The following is an 11270-nucleotide window of genomic DNA, read 5'->3' as shown; positions in this document are numbered from 1 at the left end:
GCTGCCCCCATGGATCGTGCAAGCAACACGCCGCAGGCCACACACGAGGTGGAGGCCCTGCCGGACCGGATCCGGATGGTCCTGGCCGGCGAGTTCGACCTGGCGAACGAGCAGGCTCTGACGAGCTGGCTCGTCGACACGATCGAGGCGAACCCCGGCCGCCCGCTGGAGGTCGACATGCACGACGTCGGCTTCATCGACTCCAGCGGCATCCGGGTGCTGCTGCACGCGCACGCCACGGCGCAGCGGCACGGCGGGTCCTTCCGGATCACCCGCGCGTCCGGCGCGGTCCGCGAGGTGTTGGAGATCGTCGCCGTGTACGAGCACCTGACCGGCGGCGATTGACCCGGCCTCAGGCCGCGTACGCGGTCAGCGCCGGGTGGCTGTCGGGCAGCCCGTACCAGCGCAGCAGCTCGGTGACCTCGTCGGGCTCGGCGACCAGCGCGTCCGGGTGGCGGACCAGGTGGTCGACGAGCCAGCGCTGGGCGGCGGTGAGGTCGGCGTACCGCAGCGGGCTGCTCCGCCCGTCGTCCCCGAACGCCAGGTAGAAGGCCTCGCCGAGGCGTTGCGCCCACGGCCCGTGTGCTCGCCGGGTCGCCTCCGACCGGACCAGCGCCGCCCTGGCCTCAGCCGCTCCGGGATCGCCGAGGTGTTCCAGCAGCCGCACCGACCACTCGGCCCGGGTCAGCCCCCACGGCGCGAGCACCGGCTCGTCCAAGCCGAGCCCGCCGCCCGCCCGCGCGCGCAGCTCGGCCCGCGGCTCCTCGGGCACGGTCGCGCCCGCGGTGAGCGTCCACGCGACCGCGGCCGCCCAGCGGACCTCCGGGTCCTCGTCGTGCGCCAGGCTCGCGATCACCGCCGATTCGGCCACCGGACCGCGCGCGGCCAGCCCGGCCGCGAGCAGCGCGGTCACCCGCAGGTCACGCCGCCAACGGAGTTGTCCGGCCACGGCCAGCAGCGGCGCGACGGTGTCACCCGCCGCCTCCGGGAACCAGGCCAGCAGGTAGGCCGCCACCTCGATGACGTCGCCGTCGCTGTCGTCGAGCAGCCGCAGGATGCGGGGCAGCTCGGCCCGGACCGCGTCGTACACCCGCAGCTCGTCGACCTCTCCTGGGGCCGCCGGCGGGTCACCGGCCGCGTGGCCGCTCCACTCGCTGTAGAGCAGGTGCCAGGACTCGTCGACGGCATCCGGCGAGGGCCGCAGCCGCTCGATCGGGAAACCCGTCAGCAGGTACGGGTGGTCGGAGCCGATCGCCATCGCGGTGAGCAGGTCGACGATCGCGGCCCGGTCGAAGGTGAGCGGGTCGGCGGCCAGGTCGGCGAGGAACGGCACCGTGTAGACGTCGGCCTGGTAGCGCCTGCCCTCGTGCAGCAGGCTGCTCCACAGCTCGTCGCGGGCGTCGCCGCGGGCCTCGGGGTCCTCGGCGCGCAGCGCGGTGATGAAGGCGGGGATCTCCTCGGCCGTGCCGAAGGCGTGCGTCAGCCCGCCCCAGCCGACGGTGTCGAGCTTTTCCAGCATCCTTCGATGATGCCCACTATCCCCGACATCAATCGGCCAATTTGTGCGACCGAAGGCCTCGACGCAGGCGGCGATCATCCCTCCGGGACCGGGCGGCGGCCGCAAGTTTGCGATCATGGAAGCATGACCGTCAGCACCAGGCTCGTGACCATCGACGACGCAGCCGCCGTGAGCGCGCTCTACCAGGCGAACATGGAGTTCCTCCTGCCGTTCGAACCGGTGCGGCCCGAGGGCTGGTTCGGCCCCGAAGGCCAGCGTGAGGTGCTCGCGAGCGCGCTCGACCGCCACGCGCGCGGCGAGTGCGTCCCGCACGTGATCCTGCTAGACGGCCGCGTCGTCGGCCGGATCACGCTCAACGACATCGTGCGGGGCCCGTTCCTGAACAGCCACCTCGGTTACTGGGTGAGCCAGGACGTCAACGGCCGGGGTGTCGCCTCGGCGGCGGTGGCGCGTTTGATCGAGGTGGCGTTCCAGGAGCAGGGCCTGCACCGCATCCAGGCCGGCACGCTGAAGGACAACCTCGCCTCGCAGAAGGTGCTGGAGCGCAACGGTTTCGTGCGCTTCGGCCTGGCCGAGAAGTACATCCAGATCGCCGGCGTGTGGCAGGACCACATCCTGTTCCAGCGGCTGGCCCACGACCGGCCCTGAAACATCCAGAAGTTTCGAAACTTATTGATATGTACCACGTCCTGGATGGACGCTGCACGCCGGGTTCACCGTCACCCGCGCGGACCACGACAACGCCACCAACGGCAACCGGGAGGGCGGGCCCCCGTTCGGGCCCGATGGAAACAGCGTTTCCATAATGCGGCATCGCCGGTGGCGGTACAAGCGGGACAACGGTTGATTGACGCTCTCGCGCGGCCGCCACAGACTCGCCTTGCCATGCCGACCGTCCGTGCGGGAGCGCCACCATGCCGGTCCACCTCAAACATGCCGTGAAGCCGCCGACCGGCACGGTCGACCCCGAGGTCGCCGCGACCGTCGCCGCTGTCATCGCCGACGTGCGCGCCCGAGGCGACGACGCGGTACGCGTTTACTCCCGCCGCTTCGACGGCTGGGAACCCGACCGGTTCCGCCTCGACCCCGACCAGGTCGACGCGATCGTGCGCACCGTGCCCGACCAGGTCCTCGACGACATCCGCACGGTGCAGGGCAACGTGCGCACGTTCGCCGAGCACCAGCGCGCGTCGCTGCGCGACTTCGAGGTGGAGACCGCACCCGGCGTGCTGCTCGGCCAGCGCAGCATCCCGGTGTCCGCGGCCGGGGCCTACATCCCCGGCGGCCGGTATCCGCTGGTCGCGTCCGCGCACATGACCATCGTGACGGCGAAGGTCGCCGGGGTGGACCGGGTCGCCGCGTGCACGCCGCCGATCCGCGGGCAGGTGCCCGCGGCCACCGTCGCCGCGATGCACCTGGCCGGCGCGGACGAGATCTACCTGCTCGGCGGGGTGCAGGCGGTGGCCGCGCTGGCGCTGGGCACAGACACCATCGGCCGCGTGGACCTGCTCGCCGGACCCGGCAACGCCTACGTCGCCGAGGCCAAGCGGCAGCTGTTCGGCGAGGTCGGCATCGACCTGCTCGCCGGGCCGACCGAGATCCTGATCGTCGCCGACGACGCCGCCGACCCGTTCGTCGTCGCGGTGGACCTGCTCAGCCAGGCCGAACACGGCCCCGACTCGCCCGCGGTGCTCATCACGACCTCGGACGCGCTCGCCCGCGAGGTGATCGGGCACGTCGAGCGCATCCTCACCGACATGCCGACGCGCGACTTCGCGGGTCCGGCCTGGCGCGACCACGGGCAGGTGATCGTCGTCGGCGACCTCGCCGAGGCGTACGCGCTGGCCGACGACTTCGCCAGCGAGCACGTGCAGATCCTGACCCGGCGGCCCCGCGAGGCGCTCGACCGGATGCGCCACTACGGCGCGCTGTTCCTCGGCGAGGGCACCTGCGTCTCGTACGGCGACAAGGTCATCGGCACCAACCACACACTGCCCACCCGGGGCGGCGCTCGCTACACCGGCGGGCTGTGGGTCGGCCGCTACCTCAAGACGGTGACCTATCAGGAGGTCGTCGATCCGGCCGCGAGCGCCGAACTCGGCCGGCTGTGCGGCCGGGCCAGCCGCGTCGAGCTGTTCGAGGGCCACGCGCGCTCCGGCGACGTGCGCGCCGCGAAGTACGCCGGCGACCCGCTGCCGTGGTCGCCCGCGCAGGCCGCCGCGTGAGCGCCGACCGGGTCGCCGGGCGCACGGCGCTGGTGACGGGGGCGGGCAACGGCCTCGGCCGGGCGATCGCGCACGCGCTGTCGGCCGCCGGGGCGCGGGTGGTGCTGACCGGGCGCACCCGGGCCACTCTCGACGCCGTCGCGGAGGAGCTGGCCTCGGCCGCCGCCGGGGTGCGGGTCGCGGTCTGCGACACGTCGTCGCCGGAGTCCGTCGCGGCGCTGCGCGCCGAACTGTCCGACGAGGACGTGTCCATCCTGGTCAACAACGCCGGCATCGCCGGGCCGGTGGACGCGCTCGTCGACGTCGAGCCCGCCGACTGGGACGAGGTCTTCGCCGTCAACGTGCGCGGGGTGTACCTGATGTGCCGGGCGTTCCTGCCCGCGATGACCGCCGCCGGGCGGGGCGACGTCATCAACGTCGCGTCCGTGAGCGGCAAGCGGCCACTGGCGCGGCGCACGCCGTACACCGCGTCGAAGATGGCGGTGCTGGGGCTCACCGTGACCCTGGCGCACGAGGTCGGCACGCTCGGCGTCGCCGTCAACAGCCTGTCCCCCGGACCGGTCGCAGGCCCGCGTATGACCCGCAACTTCCGCCTCGAAGCGCAGCGCACCGGCGTCACCGAGGCCGAGGCCGAGCAGGCCTTCGTCTCACGGGCCGCGTTGCAGCGCATGGTGACCGAGGAGGAGGTCGGCGCGGCGGCCGTCGCCATGCTGCGCATGCCGGGCCTGACCGGCGCGGACATCGACCTGTCGGCAGGCATGATCGCGCGCTGAGCCCCGCCGTCGCTCGCCGGTGGTCGCCCGGTGCCGATACAGTCCCATCGCCGCCGGACGAGCGCTCGTCGTCGCGCGGTGAAAGGAGCCGTCGATGACCGACCCGACGACCGAGGGATACACCGTCACCAGCGCCGAGATCAACGGCATGGTGCGCAACCTCTGCGCGTACGCGCTGAGCGAGCCCGACCCGCTGCAGCGTTACGCCGACCTCACCCACCAGCAGGTCCTGTTCGAGGGCATCGTCGCGGCGCTCCAGCGCGAACGCGGCCGCGCCCTGGCCGACCTCGCCGTCTCCGGCATGCCACTCGACGAGGCGGCCAAGAAGACCAACCTGGCGACCGTGCCGAAGGTGCGCAAGCTGATCACCCTGGCCGGGGAGACCGAACGGGTCAGGGCCGCCGCGGCCGCGGCCAAGCCGGCCAAGTCCAAGCAGCCGAAGAGCACCCCCGCAGCCGAACCGGTCGCGCCACCGGAGCCGCCGCCCGCCGCGCCCGGCAAGCGCATCATGACGGCCGAGGAGTGGGCCGCCCTGGGCCTGCCCGCCGCGGGACCGCTCCCCACCGGCCGGCCCAAGAAGCGCCGCCGGACCGCCGCGTAGCCCTGAAGTTGCGCGCCTGGCGGCGCGGCCGGGTCGTCACGGTGGTGGTATCGCGTCACGGGAGGCTCTGAAATGCGCCGCCTGACCGGGCGGGCGATCTGGCCCACGATGGAGGCTTGACATCATCCCCGTCCTAAAGGACGGGGATTCCCTTGGTCGCCCTCGGGGTTTCCTGTTTCGCCGACGACTGCCCCGTCCGAGAGGTTCCTCGTTGAGGTCTTACATCGTCTCCGCAGGCTGTCACCGCCAGTCCGGCGGCCAGGATGTTGCGTGCAGCGTTGACATCGCGGTCGTGGACGGCCCCGCACGGGCACGTCCACTCCCGCACGCGCAGCGGCATCTTCTGCGCGAGTGCACCGCAGGCCGAGCACAGGCGGGTCGAGGGGAACCAGCGGTCCACCACGATCAGGTCCCGGCCGTACCAGGCGGCCTTGTACTCCAGCATGGTGCGAAACTGCCGCCACGCCGCATCACTGATCGCACGCGCGAGACGGTGGTTCTTGACCATGTTCGCCACGGCCAGGTCCTCGATCACGATCGCTTGAGTCTCGCGAACGAGCCGAGTCGTCAGTTGGTGCAGGTGGTCGCGCCGCCGGTCGGCGATCCGGGCATGGATACGAGCGACCTTGACCCGGGCCTTGGTCCGGTTGGCCGAGCCTTTCTGCTTGCGGGCCAGGCCGCGCTGGGCGCGGGCCAGCCGCTGCCGGTCGGCGCGTTCATGCCTCGGGTTGGTGATCTTCTCGCCGGTGGACAAAGTGAGCAGACTGTCCAGCCCGGCGTCGATCCCGACCATTCCCGTGGCCGGGGTCTGGGTGATGACGTCGTCGCAGAGCAGGGACACGAACCAGCGTCCGGCCCGATCGCACGACACGGTCACCGTCGACGGCGACGCACCGTCAGGCAGCGGCCGCGACCACACGATGTCCAGGGGCTCGGCCATCTTGGCCAGGGTCAGCGTGCCATCACGCCACCGGAACGCGCTGGCCGTGTACTCGGCCGAGTGCCGCGAGCGCTTCCTGGACTTGAACGTGGGGTGCTTGGCGCGTCTGGCCCAGAAGTTGATGTACGCGTTCTGCAGGTGCCGCAACGCCTGCTGCAACGGCACACAGGACACCTCGTTGAGGAAAGCCAGGTCGTCGGTCCTCTTCCACCCGGTCAGCAGGGCCGAGGTCGCGTTGTAGTTGATCCGCTCCTGCCGCCGGGTCCAGGCCTCGGTGCGGGCTTGCAAGGCCATGTTGTAGACCAGCCGGATGCACCCGAACGTCCGCAACAGCTGCGCAGCCTGCTCGCCGGTCGGGTAGAAGCGGTACTTGAACGCGCGCTTCACCACCCTGGCCACGGCCAGAATCCTAACAGGATGGCCACTGATCTTCGTACTGGCGTACGAGTGGACACCAGTCCGTCTCGGCGGCGGATCGGCTGTTCTTGTCCTGCTCCGCAGGAGTTCCGTTTACTCTCGGGCCTGAAGGCCGCAGTATCAGCGGAAGGAATCTGATGACCGATGAGGCCGACACGACCGTCGACGAGCCTGTCGCGCCGCGGCCGGTGCGGCGGGAGTCCTCCGGCAGGTTCGCTCTCGCGCTGGTCGGGGCGTTCCTGGCCGGGTCCTGCCTGACCGGGTGCGTCGGCGCGGCCCTGGTCGCGGCCGCTCACCACGTACGCCATGAACGGATGGAGGACCGCTGGCACCACGACCGCGACCGGTGGCACGATCGCCCCGAGTGGTGGGACCGCGACCGGCAGTTCCCCCCGCCACCGGCTCCGGTCCCGCCGGTGGTGCCGACCAGGCCGCCGGCCGCACCGCCCGCCAGCCCGGCTCCGCCGCCCGCCGCGCCGACGCCGACCCCGTCCCGCACCTGAACCGGAGCTAGATCGGGTAGTGCGCTACCTGGCATCGATATGAGACAGTGCCGGGCATGCAGAACATCACCTCCAAGGCGCTCATCGCGCTGTCGATCGTGTACGGCGCCACCATCGCGATTCTCGCGATCTCCGGCGCGGACTTCGTGGGCAAGTTCGCCGCCATCGGCGGTATCACCATCGGCGTGCTCTGGGCACTGCGCGCAGTGCTGGGTTCCAAGACGAACGGATAGCCGGTGACGGCCCTCCGGTGGCAGGAGAGGAGGCCCGCCACCGGACGACCGCCCGGGTTCAGACCCGGGAGCTGTAGCTGATGAAGTACTCCGGGGTCACCGGAGCGCCCGCGGCGGTCCAGCAGATGACGTTGCGGACGATCACGACGGTGCCGGAGATCAGCCAGATGTTCTGCAGGTTGCAGTAGCTCGCGCCACTGCGGTAACCGGTGACCTGCACGTGTCCCTCCCGGAAACCGACCTTGTGGAACTCGTTGTACTGCAGCCCGGGGCCCGCCGGGGTCGAGACGACGACCGAGCCGACCGAGCTGTAGGTGGACGGGCCGGGGAACCCGTTGCTCCACAGGTAGGCGAAGTACTTAGGCGGGTTGAACGCCCCGTAGACCGAGCGTTCGCGGTGGTACGTCAGGTCGAACCAGCTGTCGGCGGGCGCGCCGGTGTGGTCGTAGCAGCGCACGACGACGTCCAGCCCGGCCCCGCCGGGGATCCAGTTGTCGACCTTGCAGCGGCGCGGGCTGTTCGGGTGCTGCGCGGTCACCTGCAGGTTGCCGTCCTGCACCCCGGTGCTGACGCCGGGCAGCCAGACCTTGTAGACGCCGGTGCCGATGCCGCCGTGGGTGACCGTGTTGACCCCGCCGACCGGGTTGTACGACGTGTTGGTGCCGCCGGTGGACTTGCCCTGCACGTAGGCGTACGTGCCGGGGCCGGCCAGCAGGCCGGAGCTGGTCGAGTACATGACCGTGAACGCCGACCAGTCGGGACTGATCACCGCCCCGGTGTACTTGTAGCACTGCACCTCGACGATCTGGTCGGCTCCGGAGGCGTAGTAGTTCCAGACCTGGCACCAGCGCGGATCACCGGCGACGGCGGTGACGTGGGCGACGCCGTTGGCCGAGGCGATGCTCGGGAACTTCACCCGGTATCGGCCGACGACCAGCGGACTGACCGTGCTGTTGGGGATGTTGTCGCTCTTCCACTGCCGGGTCGGGTCCATCAGGTAGCCGGCGGGCGGGACCGGGTTGTCCATGAACGCGAACGCCCAGCGGTCGGGTGTGGCGGCGTGCGCGGCCGGGGCCTGCGCGACGGCCGTGACACCGATCGCCGCGACGGCGGTGAGCAGCGCCACGAGGGTGCGACGGAGTTTCACGGGATACCTCCGACGAGGTGGGATAGGGTGCCGTCAATCTAATGCTCGCCTCGCCCGCTTTCGATGCAGCGACGTTGATCTGCCAGCACAGTCGTCCGGGCCGCACGGTTGACATCGGTCGATGGTCGTACGACTCTTGGGAGCGCTTCCAATCACCACTTCCGAAAGGAGGTCCGACGATGAGAAAGAGCCGCATCGCCCTGCTGGCGTGCACGCTGGCAGCGGTCACCCTCACCGTCCCGACCCCGGCGAGCGCCGAGCCCGCCGTGACCGTGACCGTCAACGCCCGCGCCGGCCTGGAATCCGCCGGCGACGCCGCCATCGGCGTCAACCACGCCGTCTGGGACTCGCAGCTGGGCACCGACGCCGTCGCCGACCTGATGAAGAACGCCGGCGTGCAGACCATGCGCTACCCCGGCGGGTCCTACTCCGACATCTACCACTGGGAGACCCACACCGCGCCCGGCGGCTACGTCGCCCCCGACACCGACTTCGACACCTTCATGGGCGGTGTTCAACGGGCCGGCGCGCAGGCCATGGTGATCGCCAACTACGGCACCGGCACGCCGGAGGAGGCCGCCGGCTGGGTGCGCTACGCCAACATCGAGAAGAGCTACGGCGTGAAGTACTGGGAGATCGGCAACGAGCTGTACGGCAACGGCCACTACGGCGCGAACTGGGAGGCCGACGACCACGCCGACAAGAGCCCGGCCGGCTACGCCACGGTCGCCAAGCAGTACGCCGAGGCGATGAAGGCCGTCGACCCCACCATCAAGATCGGCATCGTGCTGACCACGCCCGGCAACTGGCCCGACGGCATCGTCGGCTCCGGTGACGCCGGGACCTGGAACCAGGTCGTGCTCTCCATCGCGGGCCCGTCCGTCGACTTCGCGATCCTGCACTGGTATCCGGGCGGCTCCTCGTCGGCCGAGGCGCTGTCCAAGACCGCGCAGGTGACCGACGCGGTGTGGCTGGCCCGGCGGCAGATCGACCGGTACGCGGGCAAGAACCTCGGCATCGCGCTCACCGAGATCAACACCGGGTACGGCCAGAACACCCAGCCCGGTGCGCTGTTCGCCGCCGACGCCTACGCGAGCCTGATCGCGGCGGGCGTGTTCAACATCGACTGGTGGAACGTGCACAACGGCATCGGCACCGTGTCCACGGTGGGCGGCCACACCGACTACGGCGACTTCGGCCTGCTCTCCAGCGGCACCTGCACCGCCGACGGCAGCGTCTGCGAGCCCGCGCTGAACACCCCGTTCGCGCCGTACTTCGGGCTGGCCATGACCTCACGCTTCGTCAAGGCGGGCGACCAGCTGATCCGCGCGGGCGCGTCCGACCCGGCGATCAGGGCGCATGCCGCCCGCCGCGCCAACGGCGACCTCGCGGTGCTGCTCGTCAACACCGACGAGGCCGCGAGCAAGCAGGTCAGCCTGAACTACGCCGGATACTCCCCCGCCGCGACCGCCCAGGTGCACACCTTCGGCAACGGCGACACCGCCATCACGACCGGCACCGGCAGCGCCACCTCGGTGACGCTCGCGCCGAACTCGCTCACGACGCTGGTCCTGCGCCCGGCGGCGGCGAGCACCCGCCCGGCGACGCCCGGTCGCCCGGTCGCGTCCGCCGTCACGGCCACCAGCAGCACGCTCACCTGGCCGGCCGGGGCCGCCGGGCTCAAGTACGAGATCCACCGGCAGCTCGGCACGATCAGCGAGCAGTGGGGCGAGACCACGGGGACCACATTCACCGTGCACAACCTCACCCCGGGCACCCGCTACACGGCCAACATCATCGCGCGGGACGGCTCCGGCCGGGTCTCCTGGGCGTCGCCGCCGGTGACGTTCCAGACCGGCACGCCCACGGCCGCGCCGTGTGCGGTCACGCTGACCGACGCGAGCAACTGGGGCAACGGTTACGTCGGCAGCATCGACATCACGAACACCGGCGCCAACCCGGTGGACACGTGGACCCTGGCGTTCAGCTGGCCGACCGCCTGGCAGCAGCTCGGCAGCGGCTGGAACGGCACCTGGACGCAGACCGGGTCGTCGGTCACCGTGTCCAACGCCGACTTCAACAAGGTCATCGCGCCGGGGGCCACGGTGAACGTCGGCTACGTCGGCAACTACCAGGGCCCCAACATCCTCCCCCCACTGTTCAAACTCAACGGCAACCTCTGCACCACCCGCTGATGCAAGGAAGGGCACCTTCTTAACGGATTACGTAGAGGAAGGGCACCTTGTTAACACGCACCGTCCGGTCGGCCCTGTGTATGGCCGGCCGGACGGGTCCCCGGCAGCGGCGGCGATCTCGATCACTGTCAGTGGTGGTGCATAGAGTCGCCGGTGTGGAGATCCTGAGTTTCGAACACCCCGATCAGTGGGAGGCATGGCTGGCCGAGCACCACGGCAGCCCCGACGGCGCGTGGCTGAAGGTCCGCAAGAAGAACTCGCGGCAGCCCGCGATCAGCGTGGCCGAGGCAGCCGACGTGGCCCACTGCTACGGCTGGATCGACAGCGTCCGCAAGTCCCTCGACGCCGACCACTTCCTGCAGCGCTACTCCCGCCGCCGGCCCAAGGGCTCGTGGTCGCGGGTCAACGTGCAGCGCGTGGAAGCGCTCATGGCGCAGGAGCGCATGCGCGCGCCGGGCCTGGCCGAGGTCGAGGCGGCCAAGGCCGACGGGCGCTGGGACGCCGCATACGTCAAGCAGAGCGAAGCGACCGTGCCCCCGGACCTCGCCTCGGCACTGGCCGCGAACGCAGCCGCAGGCGACTTCTTCGCGCAGCTCGGCAAGACCGACCAGTACCTGGTGATGCTTCCGCTGCTGAAGGCCGTGAACCCCGAGACCCGTGCGGCCCGTCTCGGCAAGGCGATCACCGACCTCGCCTCCGGCAAGAGGCCATAGCCGC

At 70.9% G+C, this 11270-nt stretch carries 12 protein-coding genes; 9 read left to right on the top strand and 3 right to left on the bottom strand.

What is annotated here, in order from left to right; translation table 11 throughout:
- Positions 1–9: 9 nt before the first annotated feature.
- Positions 10–345: an STAS domain-containing protein gene (locus ACFQO7_RS05625; protein ID WP_376805395.1), complete on the top strand. Its 336-nt coding sequence runs from the start codon at positions 10–12 to the stop codon at positions 343–345.
- A 7-nt stretch (positions 346–352) separates the two neighbouring features.
- On the opposite strand, the gene ACFQO7_RS05620 is transcribed toward ACFQO7_RS05625, so the two are convergent.
- Positions 353–1519 carry a hypothetical protein gene (locus tag ACFQO7_RS05620; RefSeq protein WP_376805394.1) on the bottom strand — a complete coding sequence of 389 codons (1167 nt, stop codon included), beginning with the start codon at positions 1517–1519 and terminating at the stop codon, positions 353–355.
- Between the two features lie 123 nt (positions 1520–1642).
- Here ACFQO7_RS05620 and ACFQO7_RS05615 point away from each other — a divergent pair, with 123 nt between their 5' ends.
- The 4 genes from ACFQO7_RS05615 to ACFQO7_RS05600 all read left to right on the top strand — a co-directional run bounded on the left by ACFQO7_RS05615 (position 1643) and on the right by ACFQO7_RS05600 (position 5118).
- Positions 1643–2167 (top strand): GNAT family N-acetyltransferase, encoded by a 525-nt coding sequence (locus ACFQO7_RS05615; RefSeq protein WP_376805393.1) that lies wholly within the window; start codon positions 1643–1645, stop codon positions 2165–2167.
- 266 nt (positions 2168–2433) lie between these two features.
- Complete coding sequence (gene hisD / locus ACFQO7_RS05610; protein WP_376805392.1) at positions 2434–3744, top strand: histidinol dehydrogenase; 1311 nt, start codon at positions 2434–2436, stop codon at positions 3742–3744.
- Positions 3741–4517 carry an SDR family NAD(P)-dependent oxidoreductase gene (locus ACFQO7_RS05605; protein WP_376805391.1) on the top strand — a complete coding sequence of 259 codons (777 nt, stop codon included), beginning with the start codon at positions 3741–3743 and terminating at the stop codon, positions 4515–4517. Before hisD ends, ACFQO7_RS05605 begins: the two co-directional genes overlap by 4 nt.
- A 94-nt stretch (positions 4518–4611) precedes the next feature.
- Positions 4612–5118, top strand: coding sequence for a hypothetical protein (locus tag ACFQO7_RS05600; protein WP_376805390.1), 507 nt, complete (start codon positions 4612–4614; stop codon positions 5116–5118).
- A 133-nt stretch (positions 5119–5251) separates the two neighbouring features.
- On the opposite strand, the gene ACFQO7_RS05595 is transcribed toward ACFQO7_RS05600, so the two are convergent.
- Positions 5252–6457, bottom strand: coding sequence for an RNA-guided endonuclease InsQ/TnpB family protein (locus ACFQO7_RS05595; RefSeq protein ID WP_376805389.1), 1206 nt, complete (start codon positions 6455–6457; stop codon positions 5252–5254).
- Positions 6458–6612: 155 nt separating this feature from the next.
- Between ACFQO7_RS05595 and ACFQO7_RS05590 the strand changes: the two genes are divergently transcribed.
- Positions 6613–6978: a hypothetical protein gene (locus ACFQO7_RS05590; protein WP_376805388.1), complete on the top strand. Its 366-nt coding sequence runs from the start codon at positions 6613–6615 to the stop codon at positions 6976–6978.
- Between the two features lie 56 nt (positions 6979–7034).
- Positions 7035–7211, top strand: coding sequence for a hypothetical protein (locus tag ACFQO7_RS05585; protein ID WP_360532612.1), 177 nt, complete (start codon positions 7035–7037; stop codon positions 7209–7211).
- Positions 7212–7269: 58 nt separating this feature from the next.
- Here ACFQO7_RS05585 and ACFQO7_RS05580 read toward each other — a convergent pair whose 3' ends face one another.
- Positions 7270–8358, bottom strand: a complete 1089-nt coding sequence (locus tag ACFQO7_RS05580; protein WP_376805387.1) for a hypothetical protein — start codon at positions 8356–8358, stop codon at positions 7270–7272.
- A 179-nt stretch (positions 8359–8537) separates the two neighbouring features.
- Here ACFQO7_RS05580 and ACFQO7_RS05575 point away from each other — a divergent pair, with 179 nt between their 5' ends.
- Both ACFQO7_RS05575 and ACFQO7_RS05570 read left to right on the top strand, forming a co-directional pair.
- Positions 8538–10553, top strand: coding sequence for a cellulose binding domain-containing protein (locus ACFQO7_RS05575; RefSeq protein ID WP_376805386.1), 2016 nt, complete (start codon positions 8538–8540; stop codon positions 10551–10553).
- A gap of 155 nt (positions 10554–10708) precedes the next feature.
- A complete protein-coding gene (locus ACFQO7_RS05570; RefSeq protein WP_376805385.1) occupies positions 10709–11266 on the top strand; it encodes a YdeI/OmpD-associated family protein in 558 nt (185 codons plus the stop codon).
- Positions 11267–11270: the final 4 nt, after the last annotated feature.

It is taken from the genome of Catellatospora aurea, from assembly GCF_042663325.1.
Lineage (GTDB): Bacteria > Actinomycetota > Actinomycetes > Mycobacteriales > Micromonosporaceae > Catellatospora > Catellatospora aurea.
Note: the sequence above shows the minus strand (reverse complement) of the source record. Positions and strands in the feature narration are given on the sequence as shown.

Coding starts and splice junctions, on each gene's coding strand:
- ACFQO7_RS05600 (WP_376805390.1), top strand. CDS start 4,612: ATGACCGACCCGACGACCGAGGGATACACCGTCACCAGCGCCGAGATC.
- ACFQO7_RS05620 (WP_376805394.1), bottom strand. CDS start 1,519: ATGCTGGAAAAGCTCGACACCGTCGGCTGGGGCGGGCTGACGCACGCC.
- hisD (WP_376805392.1), top strand. CDS start 2,434: ATGCCGGTCCACCTCAAACATGCCGTGAAGCCGCCGACCGGCACGGTC.
- ACFQO7_RS05625 (WP_376805395.1), top strand. CDS start 10: ATGGATCGTGCAAGCAACACGCCGCAGGCCACACACGAGGTGGAGGCC.
- ACFQO7_RS05615 (WP_376805393.1), top strand. CDS start 1,643: ATGACCGTCAGCACCAGGCTCGTGACCATCGACGACGCAGCCGCCGTG.
- ACFQO7_RS05585 (WP_360532612.1), top strand. CDS start 7,035: ATGCAGAACATCACCTCCAAGGCGCTCATCGCGCTGTCGATCGTGTAC.
- ACFQO7_RS05590 (WP_376805388.1), top strand. CDS start 6,613: ATGACCGATGAGGCCGACACGACCGTCGACGAGCCTGTCGCGCCGCGG.
- ACFQO7_RS05575 (WP_376805386.1), top strand. CDS start 8,538: ATGAGAAAGAGCCGCATCGCCCTGCTGGCGTGCACGCTGGCAGCGGTC.